General features: G+C 69.6%; 19 protein-coding genes. 14 read left to right on the top strand and 5 right to left on the bottom strand.

The window, feature by feature from the left end:
* Positions 1–29: 29 nt before the first annotated feature.
* From hemW to rph, 3 genes are read right to left on the bottom strand one after another with little or no spacing between them, the layout of a single operon-like run.
* Positions 30–1,181: a radical SAM family heme chaperone HemW gene (gene hemW / locus WCE39_RS11090; protein WP_343276738.1), complete on the bottom strand. Its 1,152-nt coding sequence runs from the start codon at positions 1,179–1,181 to the stop codon at positions 30–32.
* 3 nt (positions 1,182–1,184) lie between these two features.
* Entirely contained in the window at positions 1,185–1,778 is a 594-nt protein-coding gene (gene rdgB / locus WCE39_RS11095) for an RdgB/HAM1 family non-canonical purine NTP pyrophosphatase (protein WP_343276739.1), read from the bottom strand.
* A gap of 3 nt (positions 1,779–1,781) precedes the next feature.
* On the bottom strand, positions 1,782–2,519 hold the full coding sequence (gene rph / locus WCE39_RS11100) for a ribonuclease PH (RefSeq protein WP_343276740.1): 738 nt from the start codon (positions 2,517–2,519) through the stop codon (positions 1,782–1,784).
* A 63-nt stretch (positions 2,520–2,582) separates the two neighbouring features.
* Here rph and WCE39_RS11105 point away from each other — a divergent pair, with 63 nt between their 5' ends.
* The 10 genes from WCE39_RS11105 (at position 2,583) to WCE39_RS11150 (ending at position 12,807) form a co-directional block, all read left to right on the top strand.
* Positions 2,583–3,443, top strand: a complete 861-nt coding sequence (locus WCE39_RS11105) for a YicC/YloC family endoribonuclease (protein ID WP_343276741.1) — start codon at positions 2,583–2,585, stop codon at positions 3,441–3,443.
* Between the two features lie 13 nt (positions 3,444–3,456).
* Positions 3,457–4,074, top strand: coding sequence for a guanylate kinase (gene gmk, locus WCE39_RS11110; protein ID WP_343276742.1), 618 nt, complete (start codon positions 3,457–3,459; stop codon positions 4,072–4,074).
* Between the two features lie 119 nt (positions 4,075–4,193).
* On the top strand, positions 4,194–4,496 hold the full coding sequence (gene rpoZ, locus WCE39_RS11115; RefSeq protein WP_343276743.1) for a DNA-directed RNA polymerase subunit omega: 303 nt from the start codon (positions 4,194–4,196) through the stop codon (positions 4,494–4,496).
* 143 nt (positions 4,497–4,639) lie between these two features.
* Positions 4,640–6,793 (top strand): RelA/SpoT family protein, encoded by a 2,154-nt coding sequence (locus tag WCE39_RS11120; RefSeq protein ID WP_343276744.1) that lies wholly within the window; start codon positions 4,640–4,642, stop codon positions 6,791–6,793.
* 75 nt (positions 6,794–6,868) lie between these two features.
* Positions 6,869–7,252 (top strand): RidA family protein, encoded by a 384-nt coding sequence (locus tag WCE39_RS11125; RefSeq protein ID WP_343276745.1) that lies wholly within the window; start codon positions 6,869–6,871, stop codon positions 7,250–7,252.
* 3 nt (positions 7,253–7,255) lie between these two features.
* Entirely contained in the window at positions 7,256–9,379 is a 2,124-nt protein-coding gene (recG, locus tag WCE39_RS11130; RefSeq protein WP_452299585.1) for an ATP-dependent DNA helicase RecG, read from the top strand.
* Positions 9,380–9,396: 17 nt separating this feature from the next.
* The gene (locus WCE39_RS11135) at positions 9,397–10,329 is read left to right on the top strand and encodes a nucleoside hydrolase (RefSeq protein WP_343276746.1); all 933 of its coding nucleotides are present in this window, start codon (positions 9,397–9,399) and stop codon (positions 10,327–10,329) included.
* A 66-nt stretch (positions 10,330–10,395) separates the two neighbouring features.
* A complete protein-coding gene (locus WCE39_RS11140) occupies positions 10,396–10,638 on the top strand; it encodes a type B 50S ribosomal protein L31 (protein ID WP_343254709.1) in 243 nt (80 codons plus the stop codon).
* A 270-nt stretch (positions 10,639–10,908) separates the two neighbouring features.
* Positions 10,909–12,183, top strand: a complete 1,275-nt coding sequence (locus tag WCE39_RS11145; protein WP_343276979.1) for a citrate synthase — start codon at positions 10,909–10,911, stop codon at positions 12,181–12,183.
* 174 nt (positions 12,184–12,357) lie between these two features.
* Complete coding sequence (locus WCE39_RS11150; RefSeq protein WP_343276747.1) at positions 12,358–12,807, top strand: hypothetical protein; 450 nt, start codon at positions 12,358–12,360, stop codon at positions 12,805–12,807.
* 10 nt (positions 12,808–12,817) lie between these two features.
* Here the strand turns inward: WCE39_RS11150 and WCE39_RS11155 are convergent, their stop codons facing one another.
* Positions 12,818–13,471 carry a hypothetical protein gene (locus tag WCE39_RS11155; RefSeq protein WP_343276748.1) on the bottom strand — a complete coding sequence of 218 codons (654 nt, stop codon included), beginning with the start codon at positions 13,469–13,471 and terminating at the stop codon, positions 12,818–12,820.
* Between the two features lie 45 nt (positions 13,472–13,516).
* Positions 13,517–16,000: a penicillin-binding protein 1A gene (locus tag WCE39_RS11160; protein WP_343276749.1), complete on the bottom strand. Its 2,484-nt coding sequence runs from the start codon at positions 15,998–16,000 to the stop codon at positions 13,517–13,519.
* 244 nt (positions 16,001–16,244) lie between these two features.
* Between WCE39_RS11160 and WCE39_RS11165 the strand changes: the two genes are divergently transcribed.
* Genes WCE39_RS11165 through WCE39_RS11180 form a run of 4 tightly spaced genes read left to right on the top strand, consistent with a single transcriptional unit; the run spans position 16,245 to position 19,261 of the window.
* Positions 16,245–17,303, top strand: coding sequence for a pilus assembly protein PilM (locus tag WCE39_RS11165; RefSeq protein WP_343276750.1), 1,059 nt, complete (start codon positions 16,245–16,247; stop codon positions 17,301–17,303).
* On the top strand, positions 17,303–18,052 hold the full coding sequence (locus WCE39_RS11170) for a PilN domain-containing protein (protein WP_343276751.1): 750 nt from the start codon (positions 17,303–17,305) through the stop codon (positions 18,050–18,052). Before WCE39_RS11165 ends, WCE39_RS11170 begins: the two co-directional genes overlap by 1 nt.
* Before the next feature lie 11 nt (positions 18,053–18,063).
* On the top strand, positions 18,064–18,720 hold the full coding sequence (locus WCE39_RS11175) for a type 4a pilus biogenesis protein PilO (protein ID WP_449284038.1): 657 nt from the start codon (positions 18,064–18,066) through the stop codon (positions 18,718–18,720).
* Positions 18,721–18,727: 7 nt separating this feature from the next.
* Positions 18,728–19,261, top strand: a complete 534-nt coding sequence (locus tag WCE39_RS11180) for a pilus assembly protein PilP (protein WP_343276980.1) — start codon at positions 18,728–18,730, stop codon at positions 19,259–19,261.
* The last annotated feature ends 14 nt before the right edge of the window (positions 19,262–19,275 follow it).

A 19,275-nucleotide genomic window follows, 5' to 3' on the forward strand; every position in this document is an offset into this window, starting at 1 on the left:
GGCGGCCAACGCGCGTGCGGGCCGGCGCGTCAGGCCAGGAAGAGCGAGACCACGTCGTTGCCCAGGCGCCGCCCGAGTGCGGTGGGGACCACGCGACCGCCATCGATGCGGAGCCAGTCGCGAGCCACCGCTTCGTCCAGTTCGGCCGCGATCGCCGCGCGCGGCAGGCCGGTGCGTGCCTCGAAATCGCCCAGGGCGAAGCCTTCGTGCAGGCGCAGCACATTGAGCATGTATTCGAAAGGCAGGCGGGAGGCCGGGACGTCCTCATCGCCGCCCAGTGCGTCGGCGCCGCCGGCAACGCCCATCCACGCCGTCGGGTGCTTGAGCTTCCAGCGGCGGCGCACGGTCTGCGTGGCGCCAAGGCTGATCTTGCCGTGTGCGCCGGCGCCGATGCCCAGGTAGTCGCCGAAGCGCCAGTAGTTGAGGTTGTGCGCGCACTGCTGGCCGGGGCGCGCGTAGGCGCTGACCTCATAGTGGTCGAAGCCGGCTTCGGCCAGCATCGCCTGGCAGTGCTCCTGCATGTCCCAGGCGGCGTCTTCGTCCGGGATCGCCTCCGGCGGGCGCGCGGCGAACAGGGTGTTGGGCTCCAGCGTGAGCTGGTAGTGCGACACGTGCGCGGGCTGCAGCGCGAAGGCGCGCTCGAGGTCGCGCGCGGCGCCCGCCAGGTCCTGGCCCGGCAGGGCGTACATCAGGTCGATGTTGATGTTGTCGTAGCCGGCGTCCTGGGCCAGCTTCACCGCGGCGTCGGCCTCGCGGCTGTCGTGGATGCGGCCCAGCCGCCGGAGGCAGCCGTCGTCGAAGCTCTGGATGCCGAAGCTGAGCCGGTTCACCCCCGCCGCGAGGTACCCCTCGAAACGCCCGTGCTCGGCGGTGCCGGGATTGGTCTCCAGCGTGATCTCGCAGCCGGGCGCGAAGCGGAGCCGCGCGCTGGCCTGCTGCAGGAAGTCGTCGATCGCATCCGCCGGGAACAGCGAGGGCGTGCCGCCGCCGAAGAACACGCTGTGCACGGTGCGCCCCCACGCCAGCGGCAGGTCGTGCTCGAGGTCGGCGATGAGTGCCTGCACGTAGCCGGCGAAGGGCAGGGCGCCGCGCTGTTCGTGCGAGTTGAAGTCGCAATAGGGGCATTTGCGCACGCACCAGGGCAGGTGCACGTACAGCGACAGCGGCGGCGGGACCAGCACGGCCTAGGCCGCTTCGTGCAGGCGCGCGCGCAACAGGGCAAGGGCCCGGCCGCGGTGGCTGATCGCGTTCTTGTGCGTGGCGGGCAGCTCGGCGGCGGTCAGGCCGCTGTCGGGGTCAAGGAACACCGGGTCGTAGCCGAAGCCGCCGTCGCCGCGTGGCGCGCGCAGGATGCGGCCGCGCCAGCTGCCCTCGACAACCAGCGGCCGCGGATCCGTGGCGTGGCGCAGCAGGACGATGCAGCAGTGGAAGCTGGCGCCGCGGGCGTCGTCGGGCACGCCGTCGAGTTCACGCAGCAGGCGCTCGATGTTGCGCGAGGCGTCGCCGCCGGGACCGGCGTAACGCGCCGAGTACAGCCCGGGCGCGCCGTCGAGCGCGTCCACGCACAGTCCGGAGTCATCGCCAAGCGCCGGCAGGCCGGTGGCCTGCGCCGCGTTGCGGGCCTTCAGCAGTGCGTTCTCGACGAAGCTGAGTCCGGTCTCGTCGATATCCCCGACGCCGAGCTCCGACTGCGCGCGCAGCCTGAAGCCCGCCTGGCCGAGCAGCTCGCGCAGTTCGACCAGCTTGCCGGCGTTGCCGCTGGCCAGCACCAGGTCCATCGTTCAGCCCGCGGCCACGGCCAGCGCGGCCTGCTGGGCCGCGAACAGCTCGCCGCAGCCCTGGGCCGCCAGCTCCAGCATCGCGTCAAGCTCGTCGCGGCGGAAGGCGTGGCCTTCGGCCGTGCCCTGCAGCTCGATGAAGCCGCCGCCGTCGTTCATCACCACGTTCATGTCGGTATCGCAGTCGCTGTCCTCGGCATAGTCGAGGTCGAGCACCGGCACGCCGCCATGGATCCCGACCGAGACCGCGGCCACCGCGCCGTGGACCGGGTCGCGCTTGATGTCACCGCGCGCCTGCAGCCAGCGGGTCGCGTCGACCAGGGCCACGTAGGCGCCGGTGATCGCGGCGGTGCGGGTGCCGCCGTCGGCCTGCAGCACGTCGCAGTCCAGGGTGATGGTGCGTTCGCCCAGGGCGTCGCGGTTCACGCAGGCGCGCAGGCTGCGCCCGATCAGGCGCTGGATTTCCAGCGTGCGCCCGCCCTGCTTGCCGCGCGAGGCCTCGCGGTCGTTGCGGGTGTGGGTGGCGCGCGGAAGCATGCCGTACTCGGCGGTGACCCAGCCCGTGCCCTTGCCGCGCAGGAAGCCGGGCACGCGGTTTTCGACGCTGGCGGTGCACAGCACGCGGGTTTCGCCGAACGAGACCAGGACCGAGCCCTCGGCGTGGCGGGTATAGCCGCGCTGGATGCGCACTTCGCGCATCTGGCCGGACGTGCGGCCGCTGGGGCGTGGGGTCTGGGACATGTCGATTACCGCTGGAATGGCGCGCGAGTTTACCATCGGCACCCCGATCCACTGGATGCCGGCATGATCCGCAGCATGACCGCCTACGCTTCTGGCGAGCGCACAACCCCCTGGGGCACGCTTGCCTGCGAGCTGCGTGCGGTCAACCACCGCTTCCTCGAGATCGGCATGCGCGCGCCCGACGAGCTGCGTCCGCTGGAGCCGCAGCTGCGCGAGCGGATCTCGGCCCGGGTCTCGCGCGGCAAGCTCGACCTGTCGTTGCGCCTGCGTCCAGCCGAGGGCGCGGCTTCGCTGCACGTCGACGATGCGCTGCTTGGCCAGCTGGCGGCGATCGCCCAGGACGCCGGCGCGCGCTTCCCCGGGCTGCGTACCCAGTTCGTCGACCTCCTCCAGTTCCCGGGCGTGCTGCGTTCCGCCGCGCCGGAGCCGGACGCGCTGCAGGCGGAGTTGCTGGCGCTGCTCGACCAGGTGCTGGGCGAGTTCATCGCCGCGCGCGAGCGCGAGGGCGGCAAGCTGGTGGGAAACATGCTTGAACGCGTCGACGGCATCGAGGCCCGCGTGGCGGAGGTACGCACGCTGGTCCCGCTGATCCGCGCCGCGCAGCGCAGCCGGCTCGAGGCGCGCCTGGCCGACCTTGCGCAGACGGCGGATCCCGGTCGCGTCGAGCAGGAGCTGGTACTGGCGCTGCAGAAGCTCGACGTCGACGAGGAACTGGACCGCCTGGACAGCCACGTCGCCGAGATCCGTCGCGTGCTTGGCCAGCCCGAGCCCGCTGGCCGCCGCCTCGACTTCCTGCTGCAGGAGTTCAACCGCGAGGCCAACACCCTGGGGTCGAAGTCGGTCGATGCCCGCACCACCGGCATCGCCGTGGAGCTCAAGGTGCTGATCGACCAGATCCGCGAACAGGTGCAGAACATTGAGTAACGGCGACGCCCCCATGCGCGGGACCCTGTTCATGGTCGCGGCCCCGTCGGGCGCCGGGAAGTCGAGCATCGTCAACGCCTGCCTGGCGCGCGACCGCAACATCAGCCTGTCGATCTCGTTCACGTCGCGCCCGCCGCGGCCGGGCGAGCGCCAGGCCGAGCACTACCACTTCGTCGACGACGCGCGGTTCCAGCGGATGATCGACGCCGGCGACTTCTTCGAGCACGCCCGCGTCCACGGCGACTGGAAGGGCACTGCGCGGCAGTCGGTGGAGCCTCAGCTGGCCGCCGGCCGCGACGTACTGCTGGAGATCGACTGGCAGGGCGCGCGCCAGGTGCGCACGGCGGTCCCGGACTCGGTGGGCGTGTTCATCCTGCCGCCGTCGCGTGCGGCGCTGGACGAGCGCATGCGCAAGCGCGGCCAGGACAGCGAGGAGGTCATGGCGCGCCGCCTGTCCGCCGCGCGCGAGGAAATGTCGCACTACGACGAGTTCGACTACGTCATCGTGAACGAGGACTTCGACACCGCGGTGGCCGAGATGTGCGCGGTGTTCAGCGCCAGCCGCCTGCGGCGCGAGGCGCAGGCATTGCGCCACCGGGCGCTCATCCAGGCATTGCTGGCCGGGGGCTGAGCCGGCGAGGACGCAAGTCACTGATTTTCATTGCGGCTTGCTTGTGCGTGCGCGGAACTTGGGGTACCCTTTCCGGTTCCTTACACCGCATCGACGGCCTGCTGGCCGCCCGGAGATTTATGGCCCGCATCACCGTTGAGGATTGCCTCCAGGTCATCGACAACCGCTTCGAGCTGGTCATGATGGCCGCCAAGCGCGCCCGCCAGCTTGCCAACGGCGTCGAGCCGCAGCTCGACAACAGCGAGAACGACGACAAGCCGACCGTGCTGGCGCTGCGCGAGATCGCCGCCCGCCGGATCGACGAGGACTACGTCGAGGCCGTCGAGAAGTCCGAGCGCGAGCGCCGCGAGCGCGAGGCGCTGGAGTGGGCCGCCGCCGAAGTGGTGGCCGACGACGACCTCGCGAAGGGCGACGACGCCTGAACCCCGCGAATGCGCGCCTGCAGGCGCGCGAGCGCAGTGACGGCCCCGCCCTGGCGGGGCCGTTTGCGTTGCGGCGACGCGTGCGCACGGGTCGGGCGGCAGGCTCCATTGCCGCACTGCAGGCGCGCGCGTAGGCTCGCTGCATGAACGCAGCCGAACTTGCGCTGGTCACCGTGCCGGTTCCCGGGGATGACGACATCCCCGGGTACATGCGTGCGCTCGAAGCCGCGGCCGCCTACCTGCCCGCCGAGCAGATGCGGCTGGTGCGTCGTGCGTGGGCGGTCGGTGCCGCCGCGCACGCCGGGCAGGTGCGGAAATCCGGCGAGCCCTACATCACCCATCCGGTGGCCGTGGCCGGCGTGCTCGCCGAGCAGAAGGTCGACCTGGAGACCCTGATCGCGGCGATCCTGCACGACACCATCGAGGACACGCCGTTGACCCGCGCCGCCTTGGCCAGCGAGTTCGGCGAATCGGTGGCCGAGCTGGTCGAAGGCGTGACCAAGCTCGACAAGCTCGACTTCGCCAGCCGCCGGGAGGCCGATGCCGAGAGCTTCCGCAAGATGATGCTGGCGATGGCGCGCGACCTGCGCGTGATCCTGATCAAGCTCGCCGACCGCCTGCACAACATGCGCACGCTGGGTGCCCAGTCGGCCGAGGCGCGGGCGCGCATCGCGCGCGAGACGCTGGAGGTCTATGCGCCGATCGCGCAGCGCCTGGGCATGAACCTGATCAAGGCGGAGCTGCAGGACCTCGGCTTCCGCGCGCTGTACCCGATGCGGCACCGGATCCTCGACAAGCGCATCCGCACCCAGCCGCTGGTGCGCCGCGAGGCCATGGCCAAGATCGAGGCGCAGCTCGCGCAGCGCCTGAGCAAGGAAGGACTGGGCTACCGCCTGGTGAGCCGGGTGAAGTCGCCCTGGAGCATCTACAACAAGATGCGCGCCGAGACCAAGACCTTCGCCCAGGTGATCGATGTCTTCGGCTTCCGGCTGATCGTGGACACGGTGGCCGACTGCTACCACGCACTGGGCGTGGCGCATTCGGTGTACAAGCCGGTCGATGGCCGTTTCCGCGACTTCATCGCGATCCCGAAGGCCAACGGCTACCAGTCGCTGCACACGGTGCTGTTCGGGCCCTACGGTTCGCCGATCGAGGTCCAGATCCGCACCGAGGAGATGGACCTGATCGCCGAGCGCGGCATCGCCGCCCACTGGGCCTACAAGCACGGCGGCGGCCCCAACAGCGCGCAGCAGCGCGCGCACTCGTGGATCTCCGGGCTGCTGGAGTCGCAGAGCGATACCGGCTCGTCGCTGGAGTTCCTGGAGAACGTCAAGGTCGACCTGTTCCCCGACGAGGTCTACCTGTTCACGCCCAAGGGCGAGATCATGTCGCTGCCGCGCAACGCCACAGCGCTCGACTTCGCCTACGCGGTGCACACCGATGTCGGCAACCAGGCGGTCGCCGCGCGCGTGGACCGCAAGCTGGTGCCGCTGCGCACGCGGCTCGCCAGCGGACAGACGGTCGAGGTGGTGACTGCAAGGTCGTCGCAGCCGCGGCCGCAGTGGCTGGAGTTCGTGGTCACCGGCAAGGCGCGCACCGCGATCCGGCAGCAGCTCAAGCAGATCGAGCACGAGGACGCCGTGCAGCTTGGCCACCGCATGCTCGACAGCGCGCTGGAAGACCTCGACAGCTCGCTCGAGCGCCTTCCGGCCGCCCAGCTGGAGGCCTATCTCGCCGAGCACCGCTATCCGCGGCTCGAGGCCCTGCTGGCCGACGTCGCGCTCGGCAACCGGATGCCGGCGCACGTGGCGCAGTCGCTCAGCCACAAGGATCCGTCCAGTCCGCGCGCGCATCGCGAGGACCGCATCCTGATCACCGGTGCCGAGCGTGGCGTGGTGACCTTCGCCAACTGCTGCATGCCGATCCCGGGCGACGACATCATGGGCTACCACACCACCGGGCGCGGGGTGATGGTGCACCGGATAGAGTGCCCGAACGTGGCCGAATACCGGAAGTCGCCCGAGCGCTGGGTCGACATCGGCTGGGACCGCGAGGTCACCGGTGACTACAACGTCGCGCTGCGCTTCCAGGTCGAGAACCGGCCTGGCGTGCTGGCGCAGGTGGCGGCTGCGGTCGCCAGGGCCGAGTCCAACATCGACGCCGTGGAATACCTGGAGCGCGACACCAACGTCTCGGTGATCCAGTTCGCCATCGAAGTGCGCGACCGCACGCACCTCGCCGACGTGATCCGCAAGGTGCGCAGGCTGGGCGTGGTCCATGGGGTGCAGCGGCAGTAGGCCTGCGCCGCATGGCGGCGGGCGTCGCCGGCGGTCATAATCGGCGGCCACGTCCAGTCGCAAGGAAATCGCCCAATGCCCAGGCAACCCGTCCGCACCGGCGATGCACCCGCCGCGATCGGCCCGTATTCGCAGGCGGTGCGCGCCGGCGACACCGTCTTCATTTCCGGCCAGATCCCGCTCGACCCGGCCAGTGGCGAACTCGTCCCGGGTGACCTCGCCGCGCAGGCGCGCCGCGCCTTCGACAACCTGCGCGCGGTCTGCCAGGCCGGCGGCGGTTCGCTCGACGACGTCGCCCGCGTCGGTCTGTACCTGACCGACCTGTCGCAGTTCGCGGTGGTCAACGCGGTGATGGCCGAGTACTTCTCCGAGCCCTATCCCGCGCGTTCGACCATCGAGGTATCGGCGCTGCCCAAGGGCGCGCAGTTCGAGGTCGACGCGGTGATGGTCCTCGACTGAGGCGTGGCCGCGCGGCGTACGCCGGCGGTGCCCGCGCCCGGACTGGCGCCGGCCGGTGCGACCGCGCTGTCCACGCTTGCCGGCGTGGGCCCGAAGGTCGCGGAAAAGCTCGCCGCGCGCGGCCTGGACACCCTGCAGGACCTCTGGCTGCAGCTTCCGCGCGGCTACGAGGACCGCACGGCGCTGACGCCCATCAGCCTGCTGCAGCCTGGCGTCGCGGCCCAGGTCGAGGGCCGGGTGGAGGCTGTCGAGCGCGGCTTCCGCTACCGGCCGCTGCTGCGCGTCGCGCTGTGCGACGACTCGCGCGCGACGCTCGTGCTGCGCTTCTTCCATTTCCGCGCCGCGCAGGCCGCCCAATTCCAGCCCGGCGCGCGGGTGCGCGCCTACGGCACGCCACGGCCCGGGCAGCGCGGGCTGGAGATCGTGCACCCCAGCTATACCCTGCCTGGGGACGAAGACGAGGGCGCGGCCGGCCTGGGCGATTGTCTCGACCCCGTCTATCCGGCGGTGGAGGGCATCGGGCCGGCAACGATGAAGCGGCTGATCACACAGGCGCTCGACCGCCTCCCGGGTGATGACGTGCTGGAGCTTCTGCCGCCGGGACTGCTGCGCACGCACCGCCTGCCGGGACTGCGCGAGGCGCTGCTCACCGTGCACCGGCCCCCGCGCGACGCAGACGTCGGGGCGCTGCTTGCAGGAACCCATCCCGCGCAGCGGCGGCTGGCGTTCGAGGAACTGCTCGCGCACCACCTGAGCATGCGCAGCCAGCGCCTGGCCCGCCAGGCCCATGCGGCGACCCCGCTGGCCGATGCCGGCCTGGCCGATCGCCTGCGTGCCGGCTTGCCATTCGCGTTCACCGGCGCGCAGGAGCGGGTGCTGGCCGAGGTGCGCGCGGACCTGGCGAGGCCGGTGCCGATGCTGCGCCTGGTGCAGGGCGATGTCGGTTCCGGCAAGACCGTGGTCGCGGCGATGGCCGCGCTGATGGCGGTGGCCGATGGCCGGCAGGCTGCGCTGATGGCGCCCACGGAGCTGCTTGCGGAACAGCATCTCGGCAACCTGCGCGGCTGGCTGGAGCCGCTGGGCGTAGAGGTCGCGTGGCTGGCGGGCAAGGTGACCGGCCGTGCCCGCGACCACGCGCTGGCGGGCGTTGCCGATGGCCGCGCGCAGGTGGTGGTCGGGACCCATGCGCTGATGCAGCAGGGCGTGGCCTTCCATGACCTTGCGCTGGCGATCGTCGACGAACAGCACCGCTTTGGCGTCCACCAGCGCCTGGCACTCCGCGACAAGGGCGGCGAGGGCGGGCGCGTGCCGCACCAGCTGGTGATGACCGCGACCCCGATCCCGCGGACGCTGGCCATGGCCGCCTATGCCGACCTCGACGTGTCCGCCATCGACGAGCTGCCCCCCGGGCGCACGCCGGTGCAGACCGTCGTCATGGCCGGGGGCCGCCGCCCGGAGCTGATCGAACGCATCCGCGCCGCCTGCGCCGAAGGCCGCCAGGCCTACTGGGTGTGCACGATCATCGACGAGTCCGACGAAGTGGTTGCGCAGGCCGCGCAGGCGACGTACGAGGGGTTGTCGGCCGCGCTTCCCGGCCTGCGCGTGGGCCTGGTGCACGGGCGCATGAAGGCCGCGGAGAAGCAGGCCGCGATGCGCGCGTTCAAGGGCGGCGACTGCGACCTGCTGGTGGCGACCACGGTGATCGAGGTCGGCGTGGACGTGCCCAATGCCTCGCTGATGGTGATCGAGAACGCCGAGCGACTCGGGCTTGCGCAGCTGCACCAGCTGCGCGGACGGGTGGGGCGGGGCAGCGAAGCCTCCAGCTGCGTGCTGCTCTACCAGGCACCGCTGTCGCGCACGGCGCGCGAACGCCTGGCGACCATGCGTGAAACCGGCGACGGCTTCGTCATCGCCGAAAAAGACCTGGAGCTGCGCGGTCCCGGCGAACTGCTTGGCACGCGCCAGACCGGGCTGGCCGCGTTCCGCGTGGCCGACCTCGCGCGCGACGCGGCAATGCTGCCGCTGGTGCACGAGCTTGGCGAGGGGCTGCTGCAGGACCATCCGGCGGTGGCCGCGCGCCTGGTCGCGCGCTGGGTCGGCGGCGCGACCCGGTACGCCTCGGCCTGATCGGGGATAATCCGGCGATGGACGAACCTATTCCGCTGTTGATCGATACCGACCCGGGCGTCGATGACGCACTGGCCCTGCTGATGGCCTTCGCCGATCCGCGGCACGAGGTCGTGGGCCTGACCATCGCCGCCGGCAACGTCGGGTTGGGGCACACGGTCGCCAATGCCCTGAAGCTGTGCGAGGTGCTGGGCCGCGACGACGTGCCGGTGTTCGCGGGCTGCGATCGCCCGCTGCTGCATCCCGCGCCGGATGCCGCCGACGTGCACGGGCGCGACGGCTACGGAGACGCCGGCCTCGCGCCGGCCACGCGCGGCGCGGAGTCGCGCCACGCGGCCGAAGCGATCATCGAACTCTCGCACCGGCACGCCGGCCGGCTGTTGCTGGTGGCGCTGGGGCCGCTGACCAACATCGCGCTCGCCCTGCGCCTGGACCCGACGCTGCCGTCGCGGGTGGCGCGACTGGTGGTGATGGGCGGCGCGGTCACCGGCCACGGCAACATCACGCCATCGGCCGAGTTCAACGTCTTCTTCGATCCCGAGGCGGCGCACATCGTGTTCGGGGCGTTCGAACGCTTCGACCTTTGCGACTGGGAGGCGACCCTCGTCCATGGCTTCCTCCACGCCGACGTCGAGCGCTGGCTGGCGGCCCCGGGCCCGGTGGCCGCATTCTACGAGGCGATATCGCGGCACACCCGCCTCTGGTCGGCCGACGCGCGCGGCGAGCGCTGGCACTCCGCGGATTCCCTGGCCATGGCGATGGCCCTGCGCCCCGACGGCATCCTTGAAGCGCAGGAGCGTCCGGTCGAAGTGGTGCTGGGGCAGTCCGCCGCGCGCGGCGCCACCCTGGTCGACTGGCAGCGCCAGCAGGGCCGTCCGGACCGGGCGCGGATCCTGCTCCGCTACGACCAGGCGGCCTACGAGGCGCTGGTGCGCGATGCGCTCGCCTGAAGGCTTGCGGGCGGTTCCGCTGCCGGCTATAATGCCGCTCTTCCCTCGATCACTCTGGTGCCCGCCATGAAGGCCGACATCCATCCCGAATACCGCGACGTCGTCTTCCAGGACGTGACCTCGGACTTCAAGATCCTCACCCGTTCCACGCTCTCCAGCAAGGAGACCGTGAAGTGGGAGGACGGCAATGAATACCCGCTGGTCAAGATCGAAGTCTCCTCGGCTTCGCATCCGTTCTACACCGGCCAGAACAAGCTGATGGACACCAGCGGCCGCGTCGACAAGTTCCGCAAGCGCTACGCCAAGTAAGCGCCTGCCATCGCGCACGCCCGACGGCCGCCGAAAGGTGGCCGTCGTCGTTTCCGGGCCTGCCCCGCGCGTGCGGCAGGCGCGACATCCCATCGCTCCGCAGGCGGCTGGATACGGCGGCGCACGTTGCTATGCGATAATTGCCGCATCGCGCCAAAGCCGCGATCCGCCTGATTCCCCGACCGCCCGCGCGCACCGCGCCGGCGTGGGACGCCAAGAAGGAGTGCGAGAGTGTCCGCCAACCAGAACACGGCCGGCAGCGAGCCGTCCATCGCCACCCTGCAGGTCGCCGGTGCCTCGGTCGAACTGCCGGTCCTGAAGCCAACGCTCGGCAACGAGTGCATCGACATCGCGACCCTGCCCAGGGCCACGGGGCGCTTCACCTACGATTCCGGCTTCACCGCCACCGCCAGTTGCAAGTCCGCCATCACCTATATCGACGGCGACCAGGGCGTGCTGCTGTACCGCGGCTACCCGATCGAACAGCTGGCGCAGCACTCGAACTTCCTTGAGGTCGCCTACCTGCTGATGAACGGCGAGCTCCCGAACCAGGCCGAAATGGCCGCGTTCGACCACGACGTCACCCATCACACGATGATGCACGAGGCCTTCAAGAGCTTCATCGGCGGCTTCCGCCACGACGCGCACCCGATGGCGATGCTGGTCGGCATGCTCGGTTCGATGGCGAGCTTCTACCACAACGACCTCGATTACGACGATCCAGCGCAACGTCGCCTGGCCGGCATCCGCCTGATCGCGAAGCTGCCCACCATCGCCGCCGCCTGCCACCGGTATTCGATGGGCTGGCCGCTCGGCTACCCGCGCAACGACCTCGGTTACGTCGAGCGTTTCCTGCACATGATGTTCGAGCTGCCCAGCGGCCCGCTTGAGCTGTCCCCGGTCGCCGCCAAGGCGATGGACCTGCTCTTCATCCTGCACGCCGACCACGAGCAGAACGCTTCGACCTCGACCGTGCGCCTGGTCGGCTCGACCGGTGCCAACCCCTATGCCTGCATCGCCGCCGGCGTCGCGGCGCTGTGGGGTCCCGCGCACGGCGGAGCGAACGAGGCCGTGCTGAAGATGCTCGGCGAGATCGGCGACGTGAAGAACGTGCAGTCCGCCGTGGATCGCGCCAAGGACAAGGAGTCGGGCTTCCGCCTGATGGGCTTCGGCCACCGCGTCTACAAGAACTTCGACCCGCGCGCGAAGATCATCCGCGAGATGACCCACAAGGTGCTGGGCGAGCTCGGCGTCGACGACCCGATGCTCGAAATCGCGATGCGCCTGGAAGAGGCCGCGCTCAAGGACGATTACTTCGTGCAGCGCAAGCTGTACCCAAACGTCGACTTCTACAGCGGCATCATCTACAAGGCGCTGAAGATCCCGACCGAGATGTTCACGGTGATGTTCGCGATCGCGCGCACCGCTGGCTGGGTCTCGCACTGGCTGGAGCAGCAGGACGACCCGGAGTTCAAGATCGGTCGCCCGCGGCAGATCTATACGGGTGCGGCTTCGCGGGACTACCTGGCCACCGACAAGCGCTGAGTCCCGGCCGATTCTTCTTACGAAAACGCCCCGCATCCGCGGGGCGTTTCCGTCAGCGAGCGGGATATCCCGACGCCCGCTCGGTGCCTGGGCCGATTGAGCCACCACCATCGCTGCGCCAACCATGGAAGCCCGTCCGGGAAAGTGCCCGGATATCCATGGAAGGAATGTGCAATGGCGATCAGGCCGGAATTTGCAGGCGTCGTGGTGGCGGCACTGCTGGCATCAACCGCGCTCCCCGCGATGGCGGAGGAGCTTCAGGTGCGCTCGGGAGTCGTGACCGCGATCCAGCCCGTGGAGGTCAAGGCGGCCAAGCCACCTGTCCTCAGCAGGCGCGAGAAGCGGGAGCTTGGCGGCTGGCTGGGCTACGTGGTCGGACAGGCGACCGGAGGCAACGGCGCCGACGCGTACTTGCTCGGGCGCGTGGCCACCGACCTCGGTGCGGAAATCGCAACGGGTGATGCCGGCAGCGCGAAGGCCGGCAGCTATACGTTCATGGTGCGCTTTGACGATGCTTCGGAATCCGCGTTTACGAAGAGTCGTGAGCATCTTGACCATATTCTGGTCGGCAGTCGGGTGCGGGTGGTCGGTGCGGGCAAGTCGGCGGCGTTGCTCCCCGAGTAGGCGATCGACCTCAGCGGGGCGCGTTTGATCCATCGGCGCACTCATCCTCGGACAGCAGCAGGCGGAGCTGGGCCGACGACGCGCGCTGCATCGGCCGCTCATCGATGCCCGACAGCGGCGCCTGGCGCAGCGTGTCCAGCGGCAACACGGTCAGGTCGAAGGCCAGTCCGTCGGCGCTGAACGTCCAGACCGGCGCATCGAAGTCGCGCGTCCGGTCCAGACGCATGCGGCGCGAGCTTGCCTCGGCCGGAACGCCGGCGTCGGCAAGGAAGCGCGTGACTTCGTCGGCGTCGTCGGCGTGCAGGTGCAGGGACACGGGCGTGTGTTCGTCGGCGGTGCCGTCGAGCACGCGGCCGACCAGGCGCGGCTGGAAGGGCTCGAAGAATCCGAGGGCCTGCAGCGCCGCCTCGCGGCGCATGCGCAGCGTGTGCGCCTGCTGGCCCTCGCCCAGGAACAGGCGCTGGTACTCGCGCAGTGCATCCTCGACCTCGCTGTTGCGCGGCAGCGAGGCGTCGTCGTGGATGCCCAGGCGTTCCGCGGCCTTGCGCTTGGCCTGGTGGTAGTCGCGGATGCCGCCTTCGGCCATCAGCCTGGCGGCTTCCTGTGCGAGCCTGTGGCGGCGTTCGCGGGTGTTTCGCGCGGCGTGCTGTCGGGCGTGTCGCATGCGGGGACCTCCGTGCGGGCCCGGCAAGCCTAGCGGATGCGGGTGTCAGAAGATGTCGAAGGCTTCCTCGGCGGGCATCTCGTCATCGAAGTCGTCGAAGGTCGACTCCATGCGCTCGAGGTCCTCGGCCTTCACCCATTCGGTGATCCCGCCCTCGCCGGCGGGCAGCAGGCGTCCGCTGGCGCTGACCGATACCTTGACCATGCCCTCGGGCGGCTCGTTGGCCGCGATCGGCACGCCGTCGAGCGCCACGCGCATGTAGTCGATCCAGATCGGCAGCGCAGACCGGCCGCCATACTCGCGGCTGCCCAGCGAACGGTTGTCGTCGCGGCCGACCCAGACCACGGTGACCAGGTTGCCGCCGAAGCCGGAGAACCACGCGTCGCGGTGGTCGTTGGTGGAGCCGGTCTTGCCGCCGACATCCTCGCGGCCCAGCACCTTGGCCTGGGTACCGGTGCCGCGCTGGACCACGTCGCGCATCATCGACACCAGCTGGTAGGCCACCCGCGGGTCGATCGCGCGCGGGGCGACCACGGCATCGGGGCCGGGCGCCTGCGCGGGTTCGGGCGCGGTGGCGCTGGTTTCCGCAACCGCGTCCTGCGCCGGCATCGAAGGGCCGAGGTTGAACCCGTCGATGACCGTCGACGGCGTGCCCGGCCTGCCGCCGACGCCGCAGCTGCGGCAGGCCACCGGCGGGTTTTCCTTGAAGATCACCTGGCCGTCGCGGTCGCGGACCTCGTCGATGTACCAGGGCGTGACCAGGAAGCCGCCGTTGGCGAAGACGCTGTAGCCGCGGGCGATGTCCAGCGGCGCCAGCGACGGCGTCCCCAGCGAGATCGACAGGTTGGGCGGCAGCTCGGACTCGTCGAAGCCCATGTGGCTGATGTAGCGGCGCGCGTAGTCCACGCCGATGGCGTCGAGCAGGCGCACCGAGACCAGGTTGCGCGAACGCACCAGCGCTTCGCGCAGGCGCATCGGGCCGACGAACCTGCCATCGTCGTTCTGCGGCCTCCAGTCCTGGCCGCGACGCATGCGGAACACCACCGGCGCGTCGGGCACGATCGATGCAGGATTGAAGCCACGCTCGAAGGCGGCGGCATAGATGAAAGGCTTGAAGCTGGAGCCCGGTTGGCGCCGCGCCTGGGTCGCCCTGTTGAACTTCTGCCCGGCGAAGCTGAAGCCGCCCACCAGCGCACGCAGCGCGCCGTTGTCGGGTTCGAGCGACACCAGCGTGGCCTGGGCGCGCGGCAGCTGGTCGAGTTGCCAGGTCGGCGTGGCGCCTGCCTCGGGCGGTGCGCCATCCTTGCCCTTGGGCTCGACCCTGCGTACGCGCGTGAGGTCGCCGCGCTTGAGCAGGGCGGCCGGGTTGCGCCCGGTCCAGCGGCTCGAGGCGGCGTCCAGGGTGACCACGGTGCCGTCGGCCAGCACCACGTCGGCGGTGCCCGAATCGGCGCGCAGCGTGATTGCAGGCAGGAGGTCGGCCTGCGCCGGGATCCCGCGCAGGCGCGTCGCCACGGTCGCGGCGTCTTCATCGGCCGCGAGTTCGAAGGTCTGCTCGACCTTCGACCAGCCATGGCGATGGTCGTACACCGACAGCCCGCTGCGCACCGCCTCGTCGGCAGCGGCCTGCCTGGCCGGGTCGATGGTGGTGGTGACGTGGTAGCCGCGGGTGAGCACGTCGCCGCCGTAGCGGGCGATCATTTCCTGGCGGACCATTTCCGCGACGTAGGGCGCATAGACCTCGACGGGGCGCTCGTGCGGGCGCGCGTGCATCTCCACCGCCTGCGCCGCGGTCGCCTGGGCGCGGGTGATGAACCCGAGGTCGGCCATGCGCTCGAGCACGTAGTCGCGGCGGATCTGCGCGCGCTCCGGGTTCGAGATCGGGTTGCCGCTGGACGGGAACTTCGGGATCGCCGCCAGCGCGGCGACCTCGTCGAGGTCGAGCTCGCCAAGCTGCTTGCCGTAATAGAACTCGGCGGCGGCGGCGATGCCGTAGGCGCGATTGCCGAAGAAACTCTTGTTGAGGTAGAGCTCGAAGATCTCGTCCTTGCTGAGCTCGCGCTCCATCTTCATCGCCAGCAGCATTTCCTCGAACTTGCGGCTGAAGCTGTACTCCGAGCTCAGGTAGAACTGCCGCGCCACCTGCTGCGTGATCGTGGAGCCACCCGGCACGCGCTCGTCGCTGGTCGTGGCCAGCAGCCAGATCGCGCGCGCCACGCCCTTGTAGTCCACTCCGCCGTGTTCGTAGAAGCGGTTGTCCTCGATCGCGATGAAGGCATGCTTGACCGCGTCCGGCACCTCGGCGATGTCCACCGGGTAGCGGCGCATCTCACCGAACAGCGCCATCAGGCGGCCGTCACTGGCGTAGACGTACATCGGCTCCTGCAGCTCGATGGTGCGCAGGCTGTCGACTTCGGGCAGGCGCGACGACACGACGTAGTACAGTGTGCCCGCCGCGAGTATGCCGAGGGCGGTGGCGAGTACGGCCAGCAGCAACAGCCAGCGGAGCAGGCGACGAAAACGTGACATCGGATTGATCCTGGGCCCAGTTGGCCCTTGGCGGGCCGCGGTGAGTCGCGCAGTATATATATTGGTTGGCCGGACAGCCGCGACGCGATCTGTCCGGAGGGGTGACGTTCTGCGTCAAGACGTGACCGAACGCGCAATGCGACACGCTTTGGGGCGTCGCTTGTTGCCAATCGGTAAAAACTCCGTTATTTAATGCACCGGGGCACGAAGCGCACGTAAGCGCCCGTGACATGGGGAGAAAAGCGTGGGGCTGATCACAAAAAGCCAGGCACCGCTTGTCGGGGTCGATATCAGTTCGACAGCCGTCAAGCTGTTGCAACTGTCGCGGTCTGGCGACCGCTATCGCGTCGAGCACTACGCCGTCGAGCCGCTTCCACCCAATGCGGTGGTCGAGAAGGGCATCGTCGAGGTCGAGGCCGTCGGCGAAGCGATCCGTCGAGCGATGTCGCGCTCGGGCAGCAAGGCGAAGCATGCGGCCGCGGCCGTTGCCGGCTCCGCCGTCATCATCAAGCTGATCCCGATGCCGGCCGACCTCGATGAAGAGGAGATGGAGTCGCAGGTCGAGCTGGAAGCGGTCAACTACATTCCGTACCCGATCGAGGAAGTGAACCTCGACTTCGAGGTGCTCGGACCGATGCCCGGCAACACCGAGATGGTGCAGGTGATGCTGGCCGCCTCGCGCTCGGAAAGCGTCGAGATGCGCGCCTCCGCCCTGGAACTCGGCGGCCTTGCCGCCAAGGTCATGGACGTCGAGGCCTTCGCGATCGAGAACGCCTTCGCGCTGCTGGCCAATACGCTCAGCGTGCCGCGCGACGGCATCGTCGCCCTGGTCGACGTGGGCGCGACCATGACCACGCTCAGCATCCTGCGCAACGACCGCAGCCTGTACACCCGCGAACAGGTCTTCGGCGGCAAGCAGCTCACCGACGAGGTCATGCGCCGCTACGGGCTGTCCTACGAGGAAGCCGGGCTGGCCAAGCGCCAGGGCGGGCTGCCGGAAAGCTACGAGGTGGAGGTGCTGGAGCCGTTCAAGGAGGCCCTGGTCCAGCAGATCAGCCGCCTGCTGCAGTTCTTCTACGCCGGCAGCGAGTTCAACCGCGTCGACCAGGTGGTGCTGGCCGGGGGCTGCGCCTCCATCGCCGGCATCTCCGAAATGGTCGAGGAGCAGCTCGGCGTGCAGACGGTGGTAGCCAACCCGCTCGCGCAGATGACGCTCGGCCCGCGCGTCCAGGCCCATGCATTGGCACAGGATGCGCCGGCGCTGATGATCGCCTGCGGACTGGCCCTGAGGAGCTTCGACTGATGGCCCGCATCAACCTCCTCCCCTGGCGCGCAGAACGCCGCAAGCAGCGTCAGAAGGAATTCGGCGTCATGCTCGCCGGCGCCGCGCTCGCCGGCGTCGTGCTCTGGTTCCTGGTGAACGGCTATTACAACGCCCAGATCGACGGCCAGAACGCGCGCAACGCCTACCTCAAGGACCAGATCACGCAGGTCGAGGCGCGCATCACCGAGATCGACGAACTCGACCGCCAGAAGGCGCGCCTGCTGGCGCGCAAGGAAGTGATCGAGCAGCTGCAGGCCAACCGCTCGCAGATGGTCCACCTGTTCGATTCGCTGGTGCGCACCATTCCGGACGGCGTGGTGCTCACCAATATCAAGCAGGTCGGCGAAAAGCTGACGCTGGAAGGCCGCTCGCAGTCCAATGCGCGCGTCAGCACGTACATGCGCAACCTCGAGGGCTCGGGCTGGATGACCAAGCCGGACCTCTCGATCATCGAAGCGCGCGACGGCGTGGCCGGCCTGCCCTACGCCTTTACCCTGGCGGTAGAGCTTGCCAACCCCAACGCGCCGAAGGACGAGGACGGCGACGGCATTCCGGATGCGGTTCCGCCGGTTGACGCCGCGGCGCCTGCCGGCGTCACCGCCGATCCGGCGCTGGATGACGCCGGAGCTTCCGGTGCCGCACCGGCCGTCAATGCCGAACCTGCCGCCGACGCCCCCGTGGACGCCGAAGAAGCCGCGCCGGCCGCTGAAGAAGGAGCCGCATCGTGAGCAAGCGCAAGATGTCGCTCAAGGAACTCGATTTCAACAACATCGGTTCCTGGCCGCGCGAGTACAAGATCGGGTTCTGCGCGATCGTCGGCCTGTTGATCTTCGGACTGGCGTGGTGGGTGTTCACCCGCGAAAAGGGCGACCAGCTCGAAGGCCTGGAGCGCACAGAGTCCGACCTGCGCGCCGAGTTCGAGACCAAGCAGGGCCGCGCCGCCAACCTCGAGCCGCTGAAGCTCCAGCTGGCGCAGATGGAACAACAGCTGCAGCAGATGCTGCGCCAGCTGCCCAGCCGCACGGAGATGCCCGACCTCATCGTCGACATTTCGCAGACCGCGCTGGCCACCGGCATCCAGAACGAGCTTTTCCAGCCCGGTCCGGAGACGCCCAAGGAGTTCTACGCCGAGAAGCCGATCTCGCTGCGCATGGTCGGCAGCTACCACCAGTTCGGCGCCTTCGTCAGCGGCGTGGCCTCGCTGCCACGCGTGGTGATCATGACCATGCACGACATCCAGCTGCGTCCGCGCGGTGCCGACAAGGATCCGCGTGCCGGCATCCGCGCCAACTCGCCGCTTGAACTCGCCGGCACGGTGAAGACCTATCGCTACCTGGACGAGGAAGAAGCCGCCGCCCAGGAAGCCGCGGCCGCTGCAGCCGGGGGGAGCCGCTGACATGCGCATGACATCAAACGCCATCCGCGGGCTGGTCCTGGTCGCGGCCATCGCGGCAGTGGCCGGCTGCGGCCGCGGCATCACCAGCGAGCCCGGCGGCGCGCCGAACCTGGAGGAGTGGGCCGCCAACGTCCGCGCCCGGCCGGCACCGCCGCTCGATCCTCTGCCGGTGATGCAGCAGTTCGAAACATTCGAATACGCGGCACAGGGCATGCGCGATCCGTTCAGCGCCGCCTTCAGCAACGAAGGTGGTGGCAGCGGTCCGCGGCCCGACTCCAATCGCCGCAAGCAGACGCTCGAGCAGTTCCCGCTCGACAGCATGGACATGGTCGGGTCGCTGGGTGCCGGCAACAGTTTGAAGGCGCTCGTGATGGCGCCGGACAAGGTCACCTACCAGGTCGGCCCGGGTGTGTACATGGGCCAGAACGACGGCCGCGTCACCAGCGTTACCGATGACCGCATCGAACTCGTGGAACTCGTGCCTGATGGCTCGGGTGGCTGGCTGGAACGGCCGGCCTCGATTGCGCTCGAAGACAATTGATTAGGGGAAGCCAG

The sequence above is a fragment of the Luteimonas yanweni genome (assembly GCF_039548475.1).
Classification (GTDB): Bacteria; Pseudomonadota; Gammaproteobacteria; order Xanthomonadales; family Xanthomonadaceae; genus Luteimonas.

Excerpts from the sequence above, each read along its gene's own strand:
- WCE39_RS11150 (WP_343276747.1), top strand. The coding sequence starts at position 12,358 with ATGGCGATCAGGCCGGAATTTGCAGGCGTCGTGGTGGCGGCACTGCTG.
- WCE39_RS11120 (WP_343276744.1), top strand. The coding sequence starts at position 4,640 with ATGAACGCAGCCGAACTTGCGCTGGTCACCGTGCCGGTTCCCGGGGAT.
- WCE39_RS11135 (WP_343276746.1), top strand. The coding sequence starts at position 9,397 with ATGGACGAACCTATTCCGCTGTTGATCGATACCGACCCGGGCGTCGAT.
- WCE39_RS11105 (WP_343276741.1), top strand. The coding sequence starts at position 2,583 with ATGATCCGCAGCATGACCGCCTACGCTTCTGGCGAGCGCACAACCCCC.
- WCE39_RS11160 (WP_343276749.1), bottom strand. The coding sequence starts at position 16,000 with ATGTCACGTTTTCGTCGCCTGCTCCGCTGGCTGTTGCTGCTGGCCGTA.
- rpoZ (WP_343276743.1), top strand. The coding sequence starts at position 4,194 with ATGGCCCGCATCACCGTTGAGGATTGCCTCCAGGTCATCGACAACCGC.
- rdgB (WP_343276739.1), bottom strand. The coding sequence starts at position 1,778 with ATGGACCTGGTGCTGGCCAGCGGCAACGCCGGCAAGCTGGTCGAACTG.
- WCE39_RS11175 (WP_449284038.1), top strand. The coding sequence starts at position 18,064 with ATGTCGCTCAAGGAACTCGATTTCAACAACATCGGTTCCTGGCCGCGC.
- rph (WP_343276740.1), bottom strand. The coding sequence starts at position 2,519 with ATGTCCCAGACCCCACGCCCCAGCGGCCGCACGTCCGGCCAGATGCGC.
- WCE39_RS11140 (WP_343254709.1), top strand. The coding sequence starts at position 10,396 with ATGAAGGCCGACATCCATCCCGAATACCGCGACGTCGTCTTCCAGGAC.
- WCE39_RS11180 (WP_343276980.1), top strand. The coding sequence starts at position 18,728 with ATGACATCAAACGCCATCCGCGGGCTGGTCCTGGTCGCGGCCATCGCG.
- WCE39_RS11170 (WP_343276751.1), top strand. The coding sequence starts at position 17,303 with ATGGCCCGCATCAACCTCCTCCCCTGGCGCGCAGAACGCCGCAAGCAG.
- WCE39_RS11155 (WP_343276748.1), bottom strand. The coding sequence starts at position 13,471 with ATGCGACACGCCCGACAGCACGCCGCGCGAAACACCCGCGAACGCCGC.
- WCE39_RS11125 (WP_343276745.1), top strand. The coding sequence starts at position 6,869 with ATGCCCAGGCAACCCGTCCGCACCGGCGATGCACCCGCCGCGATCGGC.
- gmk (WP_343276742.1), top strand. The coding sequence starts at position 3,457 with ATGCGCGGGACCCTGTTCATGGTCGCGGCCCCGTCGGGCGCCGGGAAG.